20 protein-coding genes are annotated in these 22583 nt (G+C 61.7%); 10 read left to right on the plus strand and 10 right to left on the minus strand.

The features are described from left to right. The 9 genes from ACPYOI_RS20785 to ACPYOI_RS20825 form a co-directional block, all read left to right on the plus strand. A partial coding sequence (locus ACPYOI_RS20785) for a tripartite tricarboxylate transporter permease (RefSeq protein WP_481423311.1) occupies positions 1-741 on the plus strand: 741 nt, incomplete at its 5' end. After that, complete coding sequence (locus ACPYOI_RS20790) at positions 738-1286, plus strand: tripartite tricarboxylate transporter TctB family protein (protein ID WP_168830219.1); 549 nt, start codon at positions 738-740, stop codon at positions 1284-1286. The genes ACPYOI_RS20785 and ACPYOI_RS20790, both read left to right, overlap by 4 nt. Positions 1287-1566: 280 nt before the next feature. Beyond that, positions 1567-2571: a Bug family tripartite tricarboxylate transporter substrate binding protein gene (locus ACPYOI_RS20795; RefSeq protein ID WP_481415299.1), complete on the plus strand. Its 1005-nt coding sequence runs from the start codon at positions 1567-1569 to the stop codon at positions 2569-2571. Between the two features lie 75 nt (positions 2572-2646). Continuing rightward, a complete protein-coding gene (locus ACPYOI_RS20800) occupies positions 2647-4437 on the plus strand; it encodes a thiamine pyrophosphate-binding protein (protein ID WP_481415298.1) in 1791 nt (596 codons plus the stop codon). Between the two features lie 36 nt (positions 4438-4473). Next, a complete protein-coding gene (locus ACPYOI_RS20805) occupies positions 4474-5331 on the plus strand; it encodes an NAD(P)-dependent oxidoreductase (RefSeq protein ID WP_481415297.1) in 858 nt (285 codons plus the stop codon). A gap of 113 nt (positions 5332-5444) precedes the next feature. Continuing rightward, the gene (locus ACPYOI_RS20810) at positions 5445-6662 is read left to right on the plus strand and encodes a cupin domain-containing protein (RefSeq protein ID WP_481415296.1); all 1218 of its coding nucleotides are present in this window, start codon (positions 5445-5447) and stop codon (positions 6660-6662) included. A gap of 105 nt (positions 6663-6767) precedes the next feature. Beyond that, on the plus strand, positions 6768-8273 hold the full coding sequence (locus tag ACPYOI_RS20815) for an ethanolamine ammonia-lyase reactivating factor EutA (RefSeq protein WP_481415295.1): 1506 nt from the start codon (positions 6768-6770) through the stop codon (positions 8271-8273). A gap of 196 nt (positions 8274-8469) precedes the next feature. Continuing rightward, positions 8470-9708, plus strand: coding sequence for a cupin domain-containing protein (locus ACPYOI_RS20820; protein ID WP_481415294.1), 1239 nt, complete (start codon positions 8470-8472; stop codon positions 9706-9708). After that, complete coding sequence (locus ACPYOI_RS20825) at positions 9657-11222, plus strand: ethanolamine ammonia-lyase reactivating factor EutA (protein WP_481423312.1); 1566 nt, start codon at positions 9657-9659, stop codon at positions 11220-11222. Before ACPYOI_RS20820 ends, ACPYOI_RS20825 begins: the two co-directional genes overlap by 52 nt. Before the next feature lie 69 nt (positions 11223-11291). Here the strand turns inward: ACPYOI_RS20825 and ACPYOI_RS20830 are convergent, their stop codons facing one another. The 5 genes from ACPYOI_RS20830 to pcaD are packed head-to-tail and all read right to left on the minus strand — an operon-like array spanning position 11292 to position 14927. Continuing rightward, complete coding sequence (locus tag ACPYOI_RS20830; RefSeq protein WP_481420075.1) at positions 11292-12341, minus strand: 3-carboxy-cis,cis-muconate cycloisomerase; 1050 nt, start codon at positions 12339-12341, stop codon at positions 11292-11294. A 2-nt stretch (positions 12342-12343) separates the two neighbouring features. Beyond that, positions 12344-12958 carry a protocatechuate 3,4-dioxygenase subunit alpha gene (pcaG, locus tag ACPYOI_RS20835; RefSeq protein WP_481420074.1) on the minus strand — a complete coding sequence of 205 codons (615 nt, stop codon included), beginning with the start codon at positions 12956-12958 and terminating at the stop codon, positions 12344-12346. Then, positions 12958-13707 carry a protocatechuate 3,4-dioxygenase subunit beta gene (gene pcaH / locus ACPYOI_RS20840; RefSeq protein ID WP_481420073.1) on the minus strand — a complete coding sequence of 250 codons (750 nt, stop codon included), beginning with the start codon at positions 13705-13707 and terminating at the stop codon, positions 12958-12960. The genes pcaG and pcaH overlap by 1 nt, the downstream gene beginning before the upstream one ends. A gap of 9 nt (positions 13708-13716) precedes the next feature. Beyond that, positions 13717-14121: a 4-carboxymuconolactone decarboxylase gene (gene pcaC, locus ACPYOI_RS20845; RefSeq protein WP_481420072.1), complete on the minus strand. Its 405-nt coding sequence runs from the start codon at positions 14119-14121 to the stop codon at positions 13717-13719. Next, positions 14118-14927, minus strand: a complete 810-nt coding sequence (pcaD, locus tag ACPYOI_RS20850; protein WP_481420071.1) for a 3-oxoadipate enol-lactonase — start codon at positions 14925-14927, stop codon at positions 14118-14120. The genes pcaC and pcaD overlap by 4 nt, the downstream gene beginning before the upstream one ends. 92 nt (positions 14928-15019) lie before the next feature. Here pcaD and pcaQ point away from each other — a divergent pair, with 92 nt between their 5' ends. Further along, entirely contained in the window at positions 15020-15958 is a 939-nt protein-coding gene (pcaQ, locus tag ACPYOI_RS20855) for a pca operon transcription factor PcaQ (RefSeq protein WP_481420070.1), read from the plus strand. On the opposite strand, the gene ACPYOI_RS20860 is transcribed toward pcaQ, so the two are convergent. From ACPYOI_RS20860 to kdpB, 5 genes are all read right to left on the minus strand, one after another. Continuing rightward, entirely contained in the window at positions 15953-16408 is a 456-nt protein-coding gene (locus ACPYOI_RS20860; protein WP_168830229.1) for a PTS sugar transporter subunit IIA, read from the minus strand. The genes pcaQ and ACPYOI_RS20860 overlap by 6 nt on opposite strands. Positions 16409-16448: 40 nt before the next feature. Next, positions 16449-17141, minus strand: a complete 693-nt coding sequence (locus tag ACPYOI_RS20865; RefSeq protein WP_168830230.1) for a response regulator transcription factor — start codon at positions 17139-17141, stop codon at positions 16449-16451. Then, complete coding sequence (locus tag ACPYOI_RS20870) at positions 17138-19846, minus strand: DUF4118 domain-containing protein (RefSeq protein WP_481423313.1); 2709 nt, start codon at positions 19844-19846, stop codon at positions 17138-17140. The genes ACPYOI_RS20865 and ACPYOI_RS20870 overlap by 4 nt, the downstream gene beginning before the upstream one ends. Positions 19847-19910: 64 nt before the next feature. After that, complete coding sequence (gene kdpC, locus ACPYOI_RS20875) at positions 19911-20480, minus strand: potassium-transporting ATPase subunit KdpC (protein ID WP_168830232.1); 570 nt, start codon at positions 20478-20480, stop codon at positions 19911-19913. A gap of 12 nt (positions 20481-20492) precedes the next feature. Next, positions 20493-22580 (minus strand): potassium-transporting ATPase subunit KdpB, encoded by a 2088-nt coding sequence (kdpB, locus tag ACPYOI_RS20880; RefSeq protein WP_481418932.1) that lies wholly within the window; start codon positions 22578-22580, stop codon positions 20493-20495. Positions 22581-22583: the final 3 nt, after the last annotated feature.

A 22583-nucleotide genomic window follows, 5' to 3' on the forward strand; every position in this document is an offset into this window, starting at 1 on the left:
GTTCGCACCTCGGTGATCGGTGCCATCATCGGCATGATCCCTGGTCTCGGCGGTTCGACTGCAGCCTGGCTCTGCTATGGCCATGCAGTTCAAAGCTCCAAGCACCCGGAACGCTTCGGCAAGGGCGCGATCGAAGGCGTCATCGCGCCGGAAACCGCCAGCAACGGTAAAGAAGGCGGCTCGCTGCTTCCGACACTGTTCTTCGGCATCCCAGGCAGCTCGGGTATGGCGGTCCTGCTCGGCGCATTCCTGATCCTCGGAATCCAGCCCGGCGCCTTGATGGTCACCAAGCATCTCGACCTCGTCTGGACGCTGATCTGGGCTCTGGTGGTTGGCAACCTGATCGCCGTAGCAATGCTGCTTGTTATCTGTCGGTGGGTCGCGGTACTCACATTCGTGAACGGCCGCATGCTCGTGCCTTTCATCCTTGTGTTCGTATCGCTCGGCTGCTTCGTCAGTGACTTCCAGTGGCAGAACCTAGTGATGCTCGTGATCTTCAGCGCCATCGGCTACGGCTTCCTTCGTGCAGATTGGCCACGTGCGCCTTTCGTCATCGGCCTTGTGCTCGGCGGCAAAGCGGAAGCATCGCTGCACCAGGCGCTTCAGCTCTGGGGTTACAGCTTCTTCCTTCGCCCGCTCTCGCTCGTGCTGATTGCCATGATCGTCTCGCTGATGGGCTATGCCTTCTATCGTAACTTCCGGCCGGCAGCACGCCGCCACAACGCAGAGGTCAGCCCATGACCATGAAGAATGTAACGTTCAGTACCTGCCTCACCGTTGTCATGCTGGTGATCTTTACCTCGATGGTCGGGCTATCTTTCGGATTTCCAGCCAAGGCGCGTTTCATGCCGCTGGTCGTTGGTGTGCCTGGCATCGCGCTTTGTCTGATCCAGCTCGCGATCGATCTCTTCCGTTCGCCGGCAGCGCCTGCTGCCGCATCGGTTGGTCAGGCGATTGCCGCCGCCAGCTCGCCGGAGAGCGGCAGCGACGAGGCTGAGCTGCCGGAATTCGGCCCGCACACCGCGCGCCAGGAGCTGGTGATGGCCGCCTATTTCGTCAGCTTCATCGCCGGTGTCGTCGCCTTTGGTTTCTACATCAGCGTGCCTATCATGCTGCTGACGTTCCTAAAGCGGCAGGCAGAGTGCAGCTGGAAGCTTTCTGTCGCGCTCGCGGCAGCTGCGACGCTCGTCCTTTATCTGGTGTTCGGCAGGTTGCTTGGCATCGAGCTTCATCCGGGCCTCGTCACCCCCTGGGTACTACACGCCCTCGGGATCAACACGATCTAACAGCGGCAAGGCAATTGTCGTCGGGTCGCAAGGAGGCCTTACGGGAGAATGGATGTTCGCTCCGGGCGCGGCGGGACGCCTATGCCGCCGCGATTTCGGATCCGGAACTCCTGAAAGGCCGAGGCACTGGAACTGCCGGTCACTTAGGAGGTTGGCGAAGCGGTAGCTTCGTCCGTTCAATGCGCGCTCGACCAACCACCAGAGATCGTCGAGTTCGTAAGTCAGACTATCAACTGAGATTAACCGTGTATCGCATGCACAGCTCAATGGGAGGGAAGTAATGAACATGCAATCCATTCGTATGGCGGCTTTTGGCGCCGCTGCGCTGACCGCGCTCTGGACAGGCAATGCGTTTGCTCAGGAAGGTCCGGAATTTTTCAAGGGCAAGACGGTCAACTATATTGTCGCGACCGCACCGGGCGGCGGCTATGACACCAACGGCCGACTCGTCGCACAGTTCATGCAGAAGCACCTGCCGGGTTCGACGTTCGTCGTTCAGAACATGCCGGGCGCGGGCCATCTGATCGGGGCGAACTTCATCTATGCTTCCGATCCCGACGGCCTGACCTTCGGCACGTTCAATACCGGCCTGATCTACAGCCAGCTTTCCGGCAACCCGGGCATCAAGTTCGATCTCGCCAAGATGTCGTGGATCGGAAAGGTTTCGTCTGATCCGCGCGTCATCGTCGTTTCCAAGGATTCGGGCATCAACAGCTACGAAGACCTGGCGAAGCTCCAGGAGCCGATCAAGTTCGCATCTGCCGGCGTCGGCAGCGCATCGACCATCGAAACGACAATGCTCGTCAAGGCGCTCGGTCTGAAGATCGAGGTTGTCTCGGGTTACAACGGCAGTGACGACCAGCTCGCCATGCGCCGCGGCGAGGTTCAGGGCATCATCGGCTCGCGTTCCACCTTCCAGCCCTTCGTTGACGCTGGAAACGGCAAGTTGATCGCGCAGATCGGCGGCTCGGAAACCGACGTGCCGCAGCTCGCCAGCTTCGTCAACAATGACGACGCAAAGCGCGTCATCGCGCTCGTCGAATCTCAGAGTGATATTTCGCGTCTGACCGCGGGGCCGCCTGATATGCCAGCCGACCGCCTCAAGACTCTGCGCGACGCCTATACCGCGGCGACGTCCGATCCGGAATTCCTTGCCAAGGCTAAGGAAATTGGTCTCCCCGTCGATCCGAAGATGGGTGACGACGTCGGTAACCTGGTCAAGAACGCCATGAACCAGACTCCTGAGGTGGTGGGCTTCCTGAAGGATTCGCTGAAGGACAACTGACCGGAGGCAATCTCGAACTGGCGGGCGGCTACGAGAGCCGCCCGTATTTTGACCGGATCAGGAAGGGGGGAGACAGTGGATAAGGTAATGGTCGCGGCCGAGGAGACGGCTGTGAAGAAGGACGGTGGACCTTCGGCATGGCAGTCGGACATTATTGCCGACCTGATCAAGCAATACGGATTTCCGTTCATCACGCTCAATCCGGGAGCCAGCTATCGCGGCCTCCATGACTCGCTGGTGAACCATAACGGCAATAATCCGCCGATGCTCGTCTGCCAGCACGAGAAGGTTGCGGTGCAGATCGCTCACGGTTACGCGAAGGCGACCGGCGAACCATTGGCCGTGATCGTCCATAACGTGGTTGGATTGCTGCACTCGACCATGGGCGTCTACTACGCCTACACCGACCGGGCGCCCGTCTTCTTGATCGGCGCGACCGGCCCGATGGACGAAGGTAAGCGCCGTCCGCGCGTCGACTGGGCGCATACAGCCAACGTCCAGGGCAACCAGGTCCGCGACTATGTGAAGTGGGACTACCAGCCGGGTGGCATCGACGGCGTCGTCGACAGCTTTGCTCGCGCCTATTCGATCATGATGACCGAGCCGCGCGGCCCGATCTATATGTGCTACGACGCCGCGTTGCAGGAAGCGCCGCTGGAGGCGCCAATTGCGCTGCCCTCGCCGAAATCGGCCAAGGTGCCGAGCCGCATCGCGCCCGATCCGAAGGCGCTCGAGGAAGCGGCTGACAGGCTCGTTTCGGCCGAATGGCCGGTGCTGCTGCCGCAATTCGTCGGCCGCGACAAGAACGGCTATTCCGACATGGTGGGCCTGGCAGAGACGCTCGGCGCGCCCGTGGTCGATACACAGTGGCGCCTGAACTTCCCGACCGAGCATCCGCTCGACATGCGGATGAGCAAGGACATCTTCAAGCGGGCTGACCTGATCACGCTGCTCGACTGCCGCGACTGGGAACGGCCGACACATGTCAACGACCGCATCAACCGCACGCTGAAGCCGCTCTTTCCGAAGGGCTGCGACTGGCTCGATATCGGCTTCGCCGACATTGAGATCTCCAAGTGGGCGACGGATTATCAGCGCTTCCCCGAGACGGCGCAACGCGTGCTTGCCGATACGGCGCTGGCGATCCCGGCGCTGACGTCGCTGATCAAGGATCGCGTCAAGGGCGATGCCAAGCTTGCAAGCCGCATTGCTGAACGTGCAAAGGCCGTCGGTGCCATGCACGACGCCCAGCGCGCCAAATGGCGCGAAGAGGCCCGAAACGATTGGAACGCCAAGCCTGTGACGCTCGCTCGCCTCGCGAGCGAGGTGTGGGATAAGATCCAGCACGAGGATTGGGTGCTGACCACCAACGCCTTCGAAGATTGGGCGCTGAAGCTCTGGGATTTCGACAAGCCTTACCGCTGGCCGGGCAAGGCGCTTGGCACCGGCACGCAAATTGGCATGGCGACAGGTATTGCGCTCGCTCATCGAGGCACCGGCCGCCTGGTGGTCGATTGCCAGACGGACGGCGATCTCATGTTCGACGTCGGCGCGCTGTGGTTTGCCGCCAAGCATCGGGTTCCGTTCCTCTGCGTCATGCATAACAACCGCGCCTACTACAATGACTGGGAACACCAGATCACCGTCGCCCGCCAACGCGGTACGCCGGAGGAGCGCGCTCATATCGGCATGGATCTCTTCGATCCGGCGCCGGACTTTGCGACACTCGCCCGCGGCCTCGGTTGGTATGCGGAAGGTCCGATCGAGGATGCGAATGACATCGGCGCTGCCCTCGAGCGCGCCATCGCGCAGGTCAAGAACGGCGTGCCGGCCTTGATCGACGTCGTGACGCAGCATGAGGGCTAAATTCGTGACAGTACGCAAATATCTGTGGAGGCAGGCATGAAGGTTGCAGTCGTCGGTACGGGGGAGATGGGGTTGGCTATGGCCGGCCACATGCTCGACAAAGGCCATGAGGTCTCAGCCTTCGACATCAACGCCGAAAGGCTGGCTGCCGCCGGCGCACGCGGCATCGCCGTCAAGACGGCGCTCAGCGATCTTTCCGAGGCCGAGCTTTACGTTCTGGTCGTCGCAAGCGACCAGCAGGTGATCGATGTCTGCGAGGAACTGTCGGAAAGCGCGGCTGCGGGATCGGTCATCGCGGTCGCAGCGACGATCAATCCGGAGACGATGCTTCAGCTTGGGCCGAAGCTCAAGGAAAAGGGCATCGGCCTTGTCGATGCGCCCGTCGTCTACGGAGCCGCCGGTGCAAAATCCGGCACGCTGCTGACGCTTTGCGGCGGAACGGAGGAGGATGTCGAGCGCATTCGCCTGGCGCTGATGTGCTACAGCCGCGATGTGTTGCGCGTCGGCCCGTTGGGCGCCGGCCAGATCGCCAAGGCCTGCAACAATCTGCTGCACTGGGTTCACTGCGTTGCGAACTACGAAACGCTCCTGATCGCCAAGCGTTATGGGATCGATGCCCAGCGCATGCGCGAGATCCTGCTGCTCTGCCCCGGTACGAACGGAACGCTCGCCCGCTGGGATACGACGCGTTTCACCTGGCAGGAAAAAGACATGGATGTGACGCTGGATCTGGCGCAGAAGGCGGGATTGATGCTGCCGCTCGCCGGTCAGGTCGACCAGATCATCAAGTCCTTGAAGGCCGATGATGTGAAAGGGCTGCTCTACGGGCCTGAAGCCAACTATCTCGGCAGGGTCGTTCGGCCGCTGCCGGCCTCCGAGGGAGGTCTTGCCTGAGCGCCCGCTGTTGCGGCGCCTTTAAAGTTCACGCCCGCACGTGTGTGCCGGATCGCTCCGGCACTTTGGCTTGGCGGGGAAAACTGAAGCACTGAAATGAAAGCGATGTTGTTATGGCCAATGAAAAGACAACCGTGACCGATCCGGTTCCGACCGCCGATCCCAGCAATTCGAAATTCCTTGTCGATCCGTATCGCGACTGGGCCCAGGGCGAGGGGATCCCGATCCATTTCGACCTCGGCCATGACCTGCTTGCGCTCGAGACCAGCGCGTGGGACCGCTATGACGCCCGCGGCTGCTTTGCCCATACCGTTGGCATGGGCGATTTCATGACGAATTACGTCATCGAGGTTCTGCCGGGCAAGAAGACACGGCCGGTCAAGCATCTCTACGAGGCCTTCTTTTACGTGCTGTCCGGCTACGGCTCGACGACGGTCTGGCTGCCGAACGGCGAAACCCGGACGTTCGAATGGGGCCCGAAGGCGCTGTTTGCCATTCCGCTCAACTGCCAGTACCAGTTCCACAACGGCTCCGGCCAGGAAACCGTGCGGCTGTCGTGCACCAACGATGCGCCGCTCAGCATCAACCTCTATCACAATCTGAAGTTCATCTTCGACAACGACTTCGACTTCGACGACCGTGTCGGCGGCACCAAGCATTTCGAAGGCGAGGGTGTGCTTTACACCTATGGCGCTGAATCCGCCCGCAAGATCCAGAATGTCTGGGAAACCAACTTCGTCCACGACCTGACGAGCTTCAAGCTCTATGAGTTCGACGGTCGCGGCAAGGGCTCGCTCAACGTCAACTTCGTTCTCGCTGACGGCACGATGCATTCGCACGTGTCACAGATGCCGGTCGGCCGCTACAAGAAGGCGCATCGCCATGCAGCCGGCACGCACGTGCATGCCGTCGACGGCGAGGGCTATTCGCTGATGTGGTACGAGGGCGATTCCGAATTCAAGGAAATCCCCTGGCGCCACGGCTACATGTACACGCCGCCGTTCTGGATGTACCACCAGCACTTCAACACCTGCGACCAGCCGGCCCGCTACGTCGCCTGCTCGCTCGGCAGCCGCCGCTATCCGTTCATCTCTCTGCGCCGCAAGAGTGCCGAAGGCGGCGGGGCGACGTCGGTCAAGGATGGCGGTCGCCAGATCGAATACGAGGATCAGGATCCGCGCGTCCATCGCAAGTTCCTCGAGGAACTGCAGAAGACCGGCGTGCCGTCGGCCATGGGCGATATCTTCGACGAGCCGGCAGTCCTGGCGCTCCCGAAGGCAAGCCTGACCGGCGTCATCCAGACCCCGATCCTCAAGGGACCGGCAAGCTGATCTTGAAGGCAAATCGAGTCCCCGTTGTGAAACGGGGACTTCCTTTGATGCCGGTTCCATCCGGCGCCGGCGAGAGCCGGCAGAAACGCACAGGAGATACCGCGCGTGCACGATCTCGATTTCGAACACGAGCATGGCGATCTGTCCGAAGACGAACGCAAGGCGATTTCCGACTGGCTGTGGCAGCAGGAGACAGTCGAGCTTCTGACCGTCGGCATCGACATCGGCAGCTCGACATCGCACCTGCTTTTTGCCCGCGTGACGATGCGCCGCGAAACCGAAGATCTCTCCAGCCGCTTCACCGTGATCGACCGGCAGGTGGTCTGGCGTTCGCCCATTCTGCTGACGCCGTTCCTGCCCGATGGCACGATCGATGCGCATGAACTGCGCCATTTCTTCGCGCATTGTTATGAAGATGCGGGATTCAAACGCAGCCACATCGATACCGGCGCGGTGATCCTGACCGGCGAGGCCATCAAGCGCAAGAATGCCCGGGCCATTGACGAAATCTTCGCACACGAGTCCGGCCGCTTTGTCTGCGCGACGGCGGGCCACAAACTGGAATGCATGCTGGCGGCCCACGGATCGGGTGCAACCGAACTGTCAAGGAAGCGCAATGCGCGGGGGCTGCACGTCGATATTGGCGGCGGCACGACGAAACTCGCGCTGATCAGCAAGGGAGAAATCCTGAGCGTGTCGGCCTTCGCAGTCGGCGGGCGACTGATCGCCCAGGACAAGACCGGCACCTGGTCGCGCGTGGACGAATCGGCGCAGATCGTCGCAAGGGAACTCGGGATTGCGACGGACGCGGAAACCCTTGCGAAATCGGAACACCGCCAAGCCATAGCAAAGCGCCTTGCCGCCGTCGCAGTCGATCAGATCCTCGGCGTTCCGCTCGATGCCCTCGGCGAAGAGCTTGAGCTGACCGAGCCGCTGGAGCGGATCGGCAAGCCGGACTACATTACCTTCTCGGGCGGCGTGTCCGAATATATTTTCAAATATGAAACCGCCGGTCATGGGGACATCGCACAGATGCTTGCCCAGGAGATCATCGCCCAGCTTACCGAGCGTCTCGACGTGCCGATCGTCGATGCCGGCCAGCGCATCCGCGCAACGGTCATCGGCGCATCGCAGTTTACCGTGCAGGTGAGCGGCAAGACCATGTATCGCACTGGCGACAAGGGGCTGCCGTCACATAATATTCCGGTGGTCCATCTCGGCCGCGCCATTCCGGAAGTGGTGGATGCGGAAGCGATCACCGCTGCGTTCAAGGGAGCTGCGTCCCGCCAGGACACGAACATCAATGCGCCTTTGGCGCTGGCTTTTACGTGGACGGGACTTCCGGACTACGGCCGGCTGCTTGAAGTTGCGAAGGCGGTCAAGGCCTTCGCCGCGCCCTCTGGCCGGCGAGAGGAACTGCTGGTCCTCGTCATCGACGGGGATGTCGGACAAACGCTCGGCCGCATTCTCGATCGCGAGCTTGCGATCGGTCCGAACCTGATTTCCATCGACGGCGTCCAGCTGAAAGACCTTGATTTCGTCGATCTCGGGGAGTTCATCAACCCGCCGGGCGTCATTCCGGTCGTCATCAAGTCGCTGCTTTTTTCCTAGGCGAAGAAGATCGGCGAACCGTCGCGAAAGTCGTTGATTTCACGCGGGAGCGGATGTACGTTAGGATTAAAGAAGAACAACGTTCCTTATAGAGGAACGAATCATCTGGCGGCAGGTGCCGCGGTCATCGGGAGGAACTCTGCGGCGCGCGGCAAGCAGCGATGGCAGGCCTCATAATCGAGAGGAGTAAGACGATATGCATCAGGATCCATTGGGCGGCGGTACAGGAACGCACTGGCATGAGCCGGCAGGCACCAAGAAGGCGGGCTTCGGCGAATTCAAGAAGCAGCCGACCCCCTATGACCAGTTCATGGAAGAAGAGGGTATCCCTGTATTCCGCGACCTCGGCGTCGACAGCGTCAAGAACCTGCCGCTGAAGTCCTGGAAGCGCACCGGCGGGCGCGGCACCTATATCCAGCTCTACGGCACGGAAACGAAGTGGGGCTGTCACCTGGTCGAGGTTCCCGCAGCAGGTGCGCTGAACCCTGAAAAGCACATGTACGAGGAAATCTACCTCGTCGTCGAAGGCCGCGGCTCGACCGAAGTCTGGCTCGACGGCGAGAGCAAGAAGCACGTCTTCGAATGGCAGGAAGGATCGATGTTCTCGATCCCGATGAACGCCATGCACCGCATCGTCAACGCCACCAACAGCCCGGCGCTGCTGCTCGGCGGTACGACCGCTCCGAACGTCCTGAACCAGATCCAGAACGTCGACGCCGTCTTCAACAATCCCTTCCTCTTCCGTGACCGCTTCTCCGGCGCCGACGACTTCTACAAGTATCGCGAAGAGATCGAGCCCGATCCGGTCCGTGGCCTCGCGATGCGCCGCACCAACTTTATGCCGGATGCCGTCAACTGCGAGCTGCCGCTCGATAACCGCCGCTCGGTCGGCTATCGCCGCGTCGAGCCCTTCATGACCAATAACGCCTTCTACTACTGGATCGGCCAGCACGAGAACGGCCGTTATTCCAAGGCGCACGCCCATACCTCGGCAGCGATCCTGATCTGCCTCAAGGGTCAGGGCTATACCTATACCTGGCCGGAAGAATGCGGCGTTAACCCGTGGGCGACCGGCCATGCCGATCGCGTCCGCCGCCTCGACTACGGCCAGTATGGCATGGTCACGGCTGCTCCCGGCGGCGCGCGCTGGTATCACCAGCACTTCAGCGTCTCCAAGGAACCCTTCCGCCTGACGGCCTGGTTCGGCCCGCACAATCCGGGCCGCGACCCGGGCGCGCCCGGCGAAAAGCATACCGATTACACCGCGATCGACGTCAACGAAGGCGGCACCGCGATCCCGTACTGGATGGAAGATCCGCAGATTCGTCAGGAGTATGAGGCGCTTCTGAACAAGAACGGCGTCGAAGTCCGCATGAAGCCGGAATGGTACGAAAAGCCGGCCGATACGACCGCGAAGAAGTCGACCGTCGTCTGATCATGTCGGACGACACGGAGGAACAGGGCGGCCGCATATTCTTCTCGAATATCGGCCGCAGCATGGAAGTCGAAGACGAAATCGTGCTGGTCAGCGTCGGCATCGATATCGGCTCTTCGACCTCCCATCTTGCCTTTTCGCGTATCGTGCTCGAGCGGCTCGATACGCGTTACATGGTGGTCGAACGCACGCTGCTGCATCAATCGGACGTGCTGCTGACGCCCTATCGCGGCGAGGACGAGATCGACGCGGACGTGCTCGGCGCCTTCATCAAGGCGCAGTACGAGGCGGCCGATATCACGCCTGAGTCGATCGATACAGGCGCGCTGATTCTCACCGGTGTCGCCGTTCGGCGCAGCAATGCGCGGGCGATCGGCGAACTCTTCTCCGAGCAGACGGGGAAGTTCGTCGTCGTCAGTGCCGGCGACGGCCTGGAGACGACGCTTGCAGCCTTCGGCTCCGGCGCCGTCTCGCGCTCCGGCAAGACGGGCGAGACCGTGCTCAACGTCGATATCGGCGGTGGCACCTCGAAGCTCGCGCGCGCTTCCAACAATGCCATCCAGGCGATCGCGGCGATCGATATCGGCGCCCGCATCGTCGCCTTCGATGACGAGCGCAGGATCAATCGCGTCGAGGAGGCCGGCCGCTACTTCGGCCGCCGTGCCGGCGTTCGCGTCGAACTCGGCGAAGTGCTTTCGCAAGAGGATGCGCAGAAGCTTGCCGATGCAATGGTCGACCAGCTCTTCGAGGCCATGCAGGGTGGGGAGATGAGCGCCGAGACATTGAAGCTGCATCGCTTGCCGTCACTGCCGGCAGCACCGCTGCCCGATGTCGTGACCATTTCCGGCGGCGTTTCGGAATTCCTCTATTCTGAGACCGCGGCCGAGTTCAGCGATCTTGGGCCGCTTCTGGCCAAAACGCTGCGCAAGCGGCTGGAAGGCTGGGGTCCGCGACTGGAGAAGCCGGAACAGGGTATCCGCGCCACTGTGGTCGGTGCCTCGCAATATACGGTGCAGGTGAGTGGCAGCACGATCTTCGTGCATCCGCTGGAGACGCTGCCGGTCCGCAACGTGCCGGTTATCAAGCCTGCGATCGTCTTCGGCGACGAGATTGATCGTGCCGATGTCGCGGCCAAGATTCGCGACTCGCTGGCCCGCCTCGATCTCGGCGAGGGCGATAACCCGGTGGCGCTCTGCTACGACTGGGAGGGATCGGCAAGCTATCGCCGGCTCGACGATTTCTGCCGCGGCGTCGTGGACGGTCTCTCGGCCATCCTCGACAAAGGTCATCCGCTGATCCTCGTCGGCAACGGCGATGTCGGGGGACTGGTTGGCATGCATTGCAAACTGGAGACCGGAATCGGGACGCTTGTGTCCATCGACGGGATCAAGCTCGACGAGTTCGATTTCATCGATATCGGCGCAATGCTGGAGACCTCCGGGGCCGTTCCGGTCGTCATCAAGTCGCTGGTGTTTCCGGACAGGCACCTTGGCAGAGCTTCTGCCAACGATTAATGCCCATAGGCGATCTTCCAACTGCAGCGTCCTACGTTGGTTGATCGCCGATGGTGCCTTCGGCGTTATTTAAGCTGGTGGCGGTCCGAGGCGGCGAATATTGCCGACAAGATCCTGGGCGAGCCGCAGTGCTGCCCCGCAGGCCACGGCCATTTGGGGCAAAACCATCCATTCGAGGGTCCAGGCCGCGCCGGAGCGCTCCTGCTCGTGGATCATGGAATGGTGGATGGCGGAAATTTGCGTCGCGTTGAACCGCGCAAGGGCAACCAGCGTCTCCGCCGCCACGGGGTTCTGCTTGTGAGCCATCGCCGAGGAGGCGCCGCCGCCGCTGAGGGCGATCTCGTCGCCCGCCTGCGCCATCAGCGCGATATCCTGGCCGAATTTGCCGAGACTTCCGTTGATCAGCGACAGTAGGCCGGCAAATTCGGCAATGCCGGCCCGCTGGCTCTGCCATTGCGGCAGGTCCGTCAAGCCGAGCTCCTGCGCGAGCGAAGCCCGCACGGCCCCGGCCTTGTCGCCGAACTTTTCCAGCGTGCCCGCCGCGCCACCGAATTGCAGCGGAAAGCGCAGTTCTGTCAGCTTCTCGCGATAGCCCTCGAGCGGCGAGCGCCATGCCCGCAGCCGGTCGGCGACCATGATGGGGATGGCCGCCTGCATGCGCGTCCGGCCCATCAGCGGCAGGTTGCCGAAACTTGCCTCCAGTGCCGTAACGTGCGCATCGATAGCCACGAGACGGCCGGCAAAGAGGTATGCGACAGGCTTCAATCGCAGCATCAGGCTGCTATCGATCACGTCCTGGCTCGTCGCACCGATGTGCACGTGCGCCCCCGCATCACCCGCGGCAGCGCGAAGCTGGCGTACGAGTTCGGGCACAACCACGCCGTCGCGCGCCGTGGCATTGCGAAGTGCCGCAAGGTCGGGAGCGAACGAAGAGCATGCGCCGCTGATTGCCGCAGCGGCGCCGAGCGGAATGATGGCATGCGCCGCCTCTGCTTTCGCCAGCGCCGCCTCGAAGGCAAGCATGGCGCGGATATCCGCGTCAACTGAGAAATAGGCAGCCGTCTCCTCGTCGCCGAGAAGGCCAGAAAGAAAGGGGTGGTCGAAGACAGAGGCGCTCACAGCTAAATGTCCAGGAACACCGTCTCTCCGTCACCCTGAAGCCGGATGTCGAAAGTATAGGCTGATCCGTCCTTAGCCGCGATCAGCGTCGCGACGCGTTCGCGATGTTCGATCCGGGCGAGCAGCGGATCTGCCGCGTTGGCGTCGGTCTCCTCGGGGAAATACATCCGTGTATGCAGGCCGATATTGATGCCGCGGGCGACGATCCAGAAGGTGATGTGCGGTGCCATCTTCCGCCCGTCCTTGAACGGTACCTTGCTCGGCTTGACGGTTTCGAAGCTATAGACGCCGTCGTCGGCGCGGGTCGGGCAGCGGCCCCAGCCGGTGAAGTTCGGATCGGCGGTTCCGCGCATTTCCGCCGGGCTGTTGTAGAGACCGGCGCTGTCTGCCTGCCAGATCTCGACGACGGCATCGCGGACGAGCGCGCCTGCGCCGTCGAAGATGCGGCCGGTCACGGTGATCCGCTCGCCGAGCGTCTTGTCGTTGACCATCTTCGTTCCGAGGTCGTTCTCGTAAACGCCGCCGATGTCACAGAAATTCGGCGTCAGGCCGATGTGAACGTAGGGACCTGCCGTTTGCGACGGGGTTTCCTTCAGATAGCCGAGTTCCTGAGTCATCAGTTGCCCTCCAGCTTGTTTTCGAACATCGTCGAGCGGCGGCCGCGCAGCACGATATCGAACTTATAGGCGCGCGAATCCATAGGGATGGTGTTGCCCCAATCGAGCGGCGCGATCAGTTGCTCGATGGCCGCCTTGTCGGAGATCGTGCCGACGATCGGGCACTTCCAGATCATCGGATCGCCCTCGAAATACATCTGCGTGATCAGCCGCTGCGAAAAGCCGTGGCCGAAGATCGAGAAGTGGATATGGGCCGGGCGCCAGTCGTTGACGCCGTTCGGCCATGGATAGGCGCCCGGGCGAACGGTGCGGAAGAAATAGCGTCCTTCCTCATCGGTAATTGCCCGGCCGCAGCCGCCAAAGTTCGGGTCGATCGCCGCAAGATAGGTTTCCTTCTTGTGGCGGTAGCGTCCGCCGGCATTGGCCTGCCAGAATTCGACGAGCGCACCCGGCACCGGCCGGCCGCGTTCGTCGAGCACACGGCCATGCACGATGATGCGCTCGCCGATGGCGCTTTCACCGGGCTTGGCGAAGTTTTGGATCAGATCGTTGTCGAGTTCGCCAATCATCGAGTGGCCGAAGACGGGGCCGGTGATCTCCGAGATGGTGCCGTCGAGCGACAGCAGGGCGCGCTGCGGCGAACGCAGGATCGAGGTCTTGTAGCCGGGTGTGTAGGCCGGCGAATGCCAGGCGCGGTCGCGGGCGAAGAAGGCGCCGATCTCTGGCTTGCGGTTCGGTATATCGGTCATGGTTTCCTCTTATGCCGCCCTTTCGGCATCCATCTGTTCGAAGACCTGCTTGGCGATCTTGATCGCGTGATTGGCTGCAGGCACGCCCGCATAGATCGCCACATGCAGCAGCGCTTCACGGATATCCTCGCGCGTCGCGCCGGTATTGACGGTGGCGCGCACATGCATGGCAACCTCGTCATCCTGACCGAGAGCGGCAAGCAGAGCAATGGTCACGATCGAACGCTCGCGCTTGGTCAGCTCCGGCCGCGACCAGAGATGGCCCCAGGCCGCCTCCGTAATCAGCTCCTGAAATGGCCTGTCGAAGGCAGTCGAACTCGCCTCCGCTCGGTCGACATGGGCATCGCCGAGGACGGCGCGGCGGGTCGCCATACCCTGCCGATACCGCTCGGAAGGAAGCGAAGTGTCACTCATGGGCTCTTTTCTCCATGCAATGCGGAATCAATGAAGGCGCGGATGACGGCTGTGAGCGCCTCCGGCTGTTCGACGCAGGGGATATGACCAGCGTCGCGGATCACTTCGAAGCGGGCGTTCGGGATCAGTTGCGCGGTGGATTTCACCAGGTCCGGTGGCGTCGAACCGTCCTGATCGCCGACGATGCAGATCGTCGGAACAGCAATCCTTTTCGCGGCTTCGGTGTAGTCTGCATCACGGATCGCCTCGCAGGTCGCGAGATAACCCTCGACCGGCTGGCGCACGAGCATGTTTCTGTAGCCGTGGTAGGCAGTGTTTTCCGGACGCCGAAATGCCGGTGTGAACCAGAGTTTCATCACGCCGTCGACAATGCTGCCGATGCCGTTGTCGGCGACCGTCCCAATACGGGCGTTCCAGCCTTCGGCCGTGCCGATCTTGTGGGCCGTGTCGCAAAGAATGAGACCGCGCACAAGCTCCGGGTGTCTTTGATAAACCGCCTGGGCGATGAGGCCGCCCACTGAAAGGCCGCAGATGAAGGCCTGCTTCACCTCCAGCGTGTCGAGCAGACCGATCAGGTCGGAAGCATGATCCTCAATCGAATATGGCACCTGGCCGACATCGGAAAGACCGTGGCCGCGTTTGTCGTACAGCACGATCGCAAAATCGCCTGCCAGCCGCATGACCACATCCCGCCAGATGCGGAAATCCGTGCCGAGCGAATTGGCAAAGACGATGACCGGCTTGTCGGCAGGTCCGCCAATGATCTGGTAGTGAATGGCGATATCGTTGATATGGGCAAATTGCACAGCGACTTCCTCCAGAGATGAAATTGAATGTTTAATTCGGTTATGTAAAATGATCTTTTTTGGATTTCGAATAACTCGGAGGTTATGAGGTCGTGATCGATAGCCGAATTAAGCTCCGCCATTTGCAGGCCTTTGTCGAGGTCGCCCGCCAGAAAAGCGTGATGAAGGCCGCCAGGCTCATGCATGTCAGCCAGCCTGCCGTGACGAAGACAATCCGTGAGCTGGAGGAGGCGCTGGGTGTCAAGCTTTTCGAGCGCGACGGGCGGGGTATCAAGATCACGCGTTACGGCGAGGTGTTCCTGAGGCATGCAGGCACAGCATTAACCGCCGTCCGGCAAGGGCTCGACAGCGTGACCCACGAGCGCGTTGGGAATGCTCCCCTGATCCGCGTTGGCGCGCTTCCAACAGTGTCGACGCACATTATGCCACCTGCAATGAACCTGTTTCTCAAAGAGAATATCTGGAGCCGTATCAAGATCGTCACGGGCGAAAATGCGGTGCTCCTCGAGCAGCTTCGTGTCGGCGATCTCGACCTCGTCGTCGGGCGGCTTGCTGCGCCCGAAAAGATGGCCGGCTTTTCCTTTGAGCACCTTTATTCTGAGCAGGTGGTCTTCGCCGTGCGGGCAGGGCATCCTCTGCTGATTGCCAAGCAGCCGATCTTTTCGAGAATTGGTGACTATACGGTATTGATGCCAACCCAGGCATCGATCATCAGGCCTTTCGTAGAGAGCTTCTTGATTGCCAATGGTGTCGCCGATTTGCCGAACCAGATCGAGACAGTGTCGGATTCGTTCGGCCGGGCTTTCGTTCGCTCGAGCGAGGCAATTTGGATCATCTCGGCGGGCGTGGTGGCGACGGATATCGCCGACGGATTGCTCGGCATCCTTCCTATCGACACGAGCGAAACCAAGGGGCCGGTTGGCCTTACGATGCGCACGGAGCCCAACCCCTCACTGCCGATGTCGATCCTGATCCAGACGATCAGGGAAGCGGCCGCCAAAGTCTTCGTCTCCCCGGGCGTTTCCTCATGATCGAGAATCGCCGATGAAGCTCGCATAGAACTCATCGACGTTTCTGGCCTGCCGCATGGAAGCGAGGACGCCTTCCGATTGCAGGCGCCGTGCAATGGCGGCAAGCACGTTGAGGTATTCACCGCGATTGCTCTCGCCGAAAAGCAGCATGAAAGCGATATCCGTCGGTGCATCGTCTATGGCCTCGAAATCCAAGGGTTGCGCGAAGCGCACCAGGAGGCCGCGCGGGCTCGTCATGCCGGCGATTGCGGCATGCGGCACGGCGATGCCATTGCCGATACCGGTCGAGCCGAGGCTTTCGCGACTTTCCAGCGCCTGAAGGATGGTCTTTTCCTCAATACCGAACGCCTTGCCGGCTCTTTCGGCGAGATTCTGCAGCGCGCGCCATTTCGTGGGCACCGAAACGCCGACGAAAGTATGTTCCGGCCGGATGATATGTGCGAGATTCATGTTTTCCGTTGTCTATCGACGGGATGTGTGATGCCGGAATTCAATCCGGCTCTCTGAGCCGGTAGCCGACACCGGTCTCGGTGGTGATATATTGCGGCTGATCCGGGGTCTGCTCCACCTTTTGTCGCAGTTGCCGCACATATACCCGCAGATATTGAACGTCGGCAGCCGGTCCCCAGACCTGCTTCAAAAGGAATTGATGCGTCAACACCTTCCCGGCGTGCTGCGCAAGCACGCGAAGAATGTCGTATTCCTTCGGGGACAGCTTGATCTCCTTGTCGTCCACCTTGACGATCCGCTTGACGAGATCGATGGAAAGGCCCCCAGTCTGGAAGACCGCCTTTTCGCCCTGCTGCTGCAAGCGGTGGCGCAGTGCGACGCGGATGCGTGCTCCAAGCTCGTTGATGCCGAAAGGCTTGGTGACGTAATCGTCGGCCCCGGTCTCGAGCGCCTTTACGATGCCGGCCTCATCGGTGCGGCTGGAGAGAATGACGACGGGCACAGATAGGCCATCCTCCCGCCATTCCCGCAGCAGGTCGTGACCCGATTTGTCGGGAAGGCCAAGGTCCAGAACGATGAGGTCCGGGGCATCTTCCTTCACGGCTGCGTAGGCGCTTGTGGCGTTCGGCGCTTCATGCACCTCATAGCCTTGGGCGCTTAGGCCAACGCGAAGCAGTTTGCGTATCGGCGGCTCGTCGTCGACGACGAGAATTTTCACGGCTGAGCCGGTCATTTGAGTTCATCCAGTTTTGGAATGTCATGAGGTATCGGCAGACGGATGGTAAATACCGCGCCGGCGCGGTCCTTGCGGTTTCCGGCGACGATCGTTCCGCCCATCGCTTCGATGAAGCCGCGACAAATGGAAAGGCCGAGGCCCGTCCCGGCTCGCACCTGATCGCCCTTGCGGACGCGGTAGAAGGTGTCGAAGATGCGGGTGAGGTCGCCGGGCGGAATGCCGGGGCCTTCGTCGGCGATCTGAAAAACGACGGAACCCGAGTCGACCCAGCCCCCAACCCGGATCACCGTGTCTTCGGGCGCATATTTGCCGGCATTGTCGAGGAGGTTGAAGAGCGCCTGCTCGAAAAGCACCGGATCCACACGCACCATCGGTAAGTCGGCCGGAATGGTCACTTCGGTCCTGTGGTGTTTGAGGATCTTTGCCGCCCGCCTGAGGGCGCTGCCGACGATGTCACCCGGATAATGCAGGCCGTAGTTCGGCTCCATCGCTCCGGATTCGATTTTTGTCATGTCGAGCAGGTTGGCGATGAACCGGTTCAGGCGTTCTGACTCGTCGATCACCGTTGTCAGAAGATCGTTACGGTCTTCTGCCGGCATGGACTCGAAATAGTCGCGCAGCGTGCCGGATGCGCCGAGGATTGCAGCCAGCGGCGTTTTCAGGTCGTGGGAGATCGAAGTGAGCAGGGCGGAGCGTAGGCGATCGGCTTCCGCAGCGAGTCTGGCACGATCCACATCGGCGACGAGTTGAATGCGTTCGATCGCAAGCGCTGCCTGGTCGGCGAGCGCATCCAGCAGCCGTTGCTGTTCGGGCGTAAACAGCGGGCCATCGCGGCGGTCGCTATCGAGCCCGATCACGCCGACCGCTGTACGCCCGGTCCTAAGCGGCACATAAAGGCGTTTTGCGCCTGGCAACGTGTCAGCGCCGCGTCCGGCAGCATGATTGTGCTCCCAGGCCCAGCAGGCCGCGGCGATATCGGCATCGTCCAGCGTATCATCCGGCGGATATCCGGCCTTGACCGCGATCGTATCGTCCTCAGGCAGAAGCAGGACAACGCGAACCTTGAGCATCGAGGCAATCTGGAAGGCCGTTGCCCAAAGCACGTCATCAAGCGTGCCGGTGCTCGCGAGCTTGCGGGAAAAAATATAAAGATCCTCGGTCGTGCGCGCGCGCTGACGGGCAGCGGCGGCCTGACGCTGTACGGTTGCGGTCAGGTTGCTCGCAACTACCGCCACGCCGATGAAGAAGAAAAAGGCGATCACGCTCTCGGGATCCCTGATCGTCAGCGTGAAACGCGGCGGCAGGAAGAAGAAATTGAAGGCGAATGCGCCGAGAAGGCAGCTGTAGAGCGCGGGCCGCAGGCCATGGATAACGGCAGAGGTGAGCACCGCCATCAGGAAAACGAGAGCAAGGTTGCGGACATCGAGCACCTGATCGAGCACGGTGCTGACGGCGAGCGCAATGACAACGTAGGCCGTTGCGAGCACATAGCTTCGAATGTTGAACGTCGAGACAGCCGGCGCCGGTTTGACGCCCCGAGCCGCTTCACCCTCTTTTTCGTTGCCGGACATGACATGAACGCTGATATCGCCGGCATGCCGGATCAGTTCATCAACCGGCGAAGGCCAAAGCCATTGCCGCCATGTTTGTTTCTCAGGCGATCCGATGACGATATGTGTGACATTGTTGGAAGTTGCGTGGCGAAGCAGTTCCTCGGCAACCTGCCTGCCGGGAAGGGTCAGCGCTTCGCCGCCGAGCTGTTCGGCGAGCCGCAGCGTCGCCGCGATCGTATCCCGCTGCTCTTCCGTCAGGCCGATCGAGCGGGTGGTTTCGATGTAGACGGCAGACCATGGGGCGCGCAGTCGCGAGGCCATACGCTTGGCATAGCGGACGAGCGAGGCACAGCGAGGACGGTGGTCGATTGCCACCAGCACACGCTCACCTGCCGCCCATGGCCCGGAGATCGCGTGCGCCTGCATATGGCTCACGAGCTGGTCGTCGACGCGCTGCGCGGTCCTGCGCAGTGCGAGCTCGCGAAGCGCTGTCAGGTTGCCGGGCTTGAAATAGTTGGTTAACGCGCGTTGAGCCGTCTGTGGCACGTAAACCTTACCGTCGTGCAGGCGCTTGATCAGGTCATCCGGTGTCAGATCAATGATCTCGACATCGTCCGCCACGTCGATGATCGAATCCGGCACCGTCTCGCGCACATGGATCCGGGTAATCTGGGAGACGACGTCGTTCAGGCTCTCCACGTGCTGGATGTTCAGCGTCGTATAGACATCGATACCGCGTTCCAGCAGCTCCTGGACATCGAGATAGCGCTTCGGATGCCGGCTGCCTTCTGCGTTCGTGTGGGCGAGCTCATCGACCAGAACGAGGTCAGGCTTGCGGGCAAGGATGGCATCGAGGTCCATTTCCTCCAGCGCCCGGCCTTTGTAGTTGACCGCGACGCGCGGGATGATCTCGAAGCCATCGAGCAAAGCCTGCGTCTCCTTGCGGCCGTGCGTCTCGACGACCCCGACAACAACGTCGACGCCATCCGCAAGTTTCGCGCGGCCGGAGCAGAGCATTTCGTAGGTTTTGCCTACGCCGGGCGCGGCACCCAGAAATATTTTCAACCGGCCGCGCATTTCGGCGCGCGCTTTCTCGAGAAGCGCGTCGGGCGAGGGCCTGGCGGCCTGATCGCTTCTGTCGTCCGGCATTCGCGTAATCTTTCTTTATCAGCAAGGCCCCGGAACGCCCGCAAGCGCTCCGGGGCCTTCAGCTTCACTGAGTCATAGAAGCATCGAGGGACTGGTTCAATGCCAGAACATTGACGGTGGGCTCGCCCAGAATGCCGAGCTCGCGAGAGCGGATAGCGCCGTCAACCAAAGCCTTCACCGCAGTCTCGTCCATGTTGCGAGCCTTGGCGACGCGCGGCACCTGGAAGTAGGCGGCTTCCGGCGAGATATCCGGATCAAGCCCGCTGCCGGAGGCCGTTACCAGATCGATCGGGACCTCGGCATTCGGGTTCGTCGCCTTTGCGGCTTCGTAGTCAGTCTTCACGCGGTCGAGAAGCTTCTGGCTGGTCGGACCAAGGTTCGAACCGCTGGAGCTTGCTGCATTGTATCCGTCGCCCGCCGCCGAAGGCCGGCCATGAAAATACTTGTCGCTCGTGAAAGCTTGGCCGATCAGCGTCGAGCCGATCACCTGGCCGTCCTTTTCCAAGAGGCTGCCGTTCGCTTGTGTCGGGAAGAGCGTCTGAGCGATGCCGGTCATGGCGAGCGGGTAGAGAAGGCCGGTGATAGCCGTGGTGGCAACGATCATGACGATTGCCGGACGAAGTTCTTTCAACATGATTTCAACTCCTTAGGCGAGACCGATGGCCGTGATGACCATGTCGATCGCCTTGATGCCGATGAACGGGACGATGATGCCGCCGACACCGTAGATGAGCAGATTGCGGGACAAGAGCGCGCCGGCGCCGATAGCCCGGTATTTAACACCCTTCAGCGACAGCGGGATCAGCGCGATGATGATCAGCGCGTTGAAGATGATCGCCGAAAGGATGGCGCTCTGCGGCGTTGCGAGCCCCATGATGTTCAGCACGCCGAGCTGCGGATAGAAGGTCAGGAACATCGCCGGGATGATGGCGAAGTACTTGGCGATGTCGTTGGCGATCGAGAAGGTCGTCAGGGCGCCGCGAGTCATAAGCAACTGCTTGCCGATCTCGACGATCTCGATGAGCTTCGTCGGGTCCGAGTCGAGGTCGACCATGTTGCCGGCTTCGCGGGCAGCGACCGTGCCGGTGTTCATGGCGACGCCGACATCGGCCTGGGCGAGGGCGGGGGCGTCGTTCGTACCGTCGCCGCACATGGCGACGAGCTTGCCCTTCGCCTGCTCCTCGCGGATCAGCGACAGCTTGTTCTCGGGCGTCGCCTGGGCGAGGAAGTCGTCCACGCCCGCTTCGGCGGCGATGGCGGCTGCCGTCATCGGATTGTCGCCGGTGATCATGACGGTGCGGATACCCATGCGGCGCAGCTCGGAGAAGCGCTCGCGGATGCCGCCCTTGACGATGTCCTTGAGCTGGATGACGCCAAGCAGGCGGCCGTCGCGGGCGACCGCAAGCGGCGTACCGCCAGCCTTGGCGATTTCATCTGAGATCGCCTGCAGTTCCCTGATGACATCGCTGTCCGTCCGCATGGCCACGACAGCATTGCCCGAAACAGACGTGGGGCCGGAATTGACATAGGTGAGAACAGCGTCAACTGCGCCCTTGCGGATCGACGAACCTTCGACATCGACGCCGCTCATGCGAGTCTGGGCCGTGAAGGGCACGAAATGGGCCTTCAGGTTCGCCATCTCACGGCCGCGGATCGCATATTTCTCCTTGGCGAGCACGACGATCGAACGGCCTTCCGGCGTTTCGTCGGCGAGTGAGGCGAGCTGAGCTGCGTCGGCAAGCTCCTGCTCGGACACGCCGTGGACCGGACGGAAGGAGGTCGCCTGACGGTTGCCGAGGGTGATCGTACCGGTCTTGTCGAGCAGCAGCGTGTCGACGTCGCCTGCAGCTTCGACGGCGCGGCCGGACATGGCGAGGACGTTGAAGCGGACGAGACGGTCCATGCCTGCGATGCCGATGGCCGAGAGGAGGGCGCCGATCGTGGTCGGAATCAGCGTCACGAAGAGGGCGACAAGGACGATGATCGGGATCGAGCCGCCGGCATAGGACGCAAAGCTTGGGATCGTGGCCGTGGCGAGCACGAAGATCAGCGTCATACCTGCGAGCAGGATGTTGAGCGCGATTTCGTTCGGCGTCTTTTGGCGTTCCGCACCTTCGACGAGCGCAATCATGCGATCGAGGAACGTCGAACCGGCGGCCGCCGTGATGCGCACGCGGATCCAGTCGGAGAGCACCTGCGTGCCGCCGGTGACAGCCGAGCGGTCGCCACCGGATTCGCGGATGACTGGGGCGGATTCGCCGGTGATGGCGGCTTCATTCACTGAGGCGACGCCCTCGACGACTTCGCCGTCGGACGGGATGATGTCGCCGGCCTCGACAAGGACCAGATCGCCGACCTTCAGGCTCGTTCCCGGCACGAGGCGATAGCCGCTGGCGTTGTTGGCGCTGAGCAGCTTGGCCTGCGTCTCCGTGCGGGCCTTGCGCAGCGAGTCGGCCTGTGCCTTGCCGCGACCCTCGGCGACAGCTTCCGCGAAGTTCGCAAAGAGCACAGTGAACCAGAGCCAAAGATTGATCTGGAAGGAGAAGCCGAGATTTCCGCCGCCGGTTACGAGGTCGCGGATGAAGAGGACGGTCGTGAGCGCCGAGACGGTGGCCACGACGAACATGACCGGGTTCTTGGAAAGCGTGCGCGGGTTCAGCTTCTTGAAAGCGGCGCCCACGGCCGGAATGAGGATGCGAGAATCCATGATGCTCGCGGATTTTGCCTGGCTCATAAG

Source organism: Rhizobium sp. SVR5-2C (assembly GCF_056755115.1).

Bases quoted from the DNA above. Each gene is read 5' to 3' on its own strand.
- ACPYOI_RS20810 (WP_481415296.1), top strand. From the start codon at position 5,445: ATGGCCAATGAAAAGACAACCGTGACCGATCCGGTTCCGACCGCCGAT.
- pcaH (WP_481420073.1), bottom strand. From the start codon at position 13,707: ATGACCGATATACCGAACCGCAAGCCAGAGATCGGCGCCTTCTTCGCC.
- ACPYOI_RS20825 (WP_481423312.1), top strand. From the start codon at position 9,657: ATGGTACGAAAAGCCGGCCGATACGACCGCGAAGAAGTCGACCGTCGT.
- ACPYOI_RS20820 (WP_481415294.1), top strand. From the start codon at position 8,470: ATGCATCAGGATCCATTGGGCGGCGGTACAGGAACGCACTGGCATGAG.
- ACPYOI_RS20865 (WP_168830230.1), bottom strand. From the start codon at position 17,141: ATGACCGGCTCAGCCGTGAAAATTCTCGTCGTCGACGACGAGCCGCCG.
- ACPYOI_RS20805 (WP_481415297.1), top strand. From the start codon at position 4,474: ATGAAGGTTGCAGTCGTCGGTACGGGGGAGATGGGGTTGGCTATGGCC.
- ACPYOI_RS20870 (WP_481423313.1), bottom strand. From the start codon at position 19,846: ATGCCGGACGACAGAAGCGATCAGGCCGCCAGGCCCTCGCCCGACGCG.
- kdpB (WP_481418932.1), bottom strand. From the start codon at position 22,580: ATGAGCCAGGCAAAATCCGCGAGCATCATGGATTCTCGCATCCTCATT.
- kdpC (WP_168830232.1), bottom strand. From the start codon at position 20,480: ATGTTGAAAGAACTTCGTCCGGCAATCGTCATGATCGTTGCCACCACG.
- ACPYOI_RS20790 (WP_168830219.1), top strand. From the start codon at position 738: ATGACCATGAAGAATGTAACGTTCAGTACCTGCCTCACCGTTGTCATG.
- ACPYOI_RS20860 (WP_168830229.1), bottom strand. From the start codon at position 16,408: ATGAATCTCGCACATATCATCCGGCCGGAACATACTTTCGTCGGCGTT.
- pcaC (WP_481420072.1), bottom strand. From the start codon at position 14,121: ATGAGTGACACTTCGCTTCCTTCCGAGCGGTATCGGCAGGGTATGGCG.
- ACPYOI_RS20795 (WP_481415299.1), top strand. From the start codon at position 1,567: ATGAACATGCAATCCATTCGTATGGCGGCTTTTGGCGCCGCTGCGCTG.
- pcaG (WP_481420074.1), bottom strand. From the start codon at position 12,958: ATGACTCAGGAACTCGGCTATCTGAAGGAAACCCCGTCGCAAACGGCA.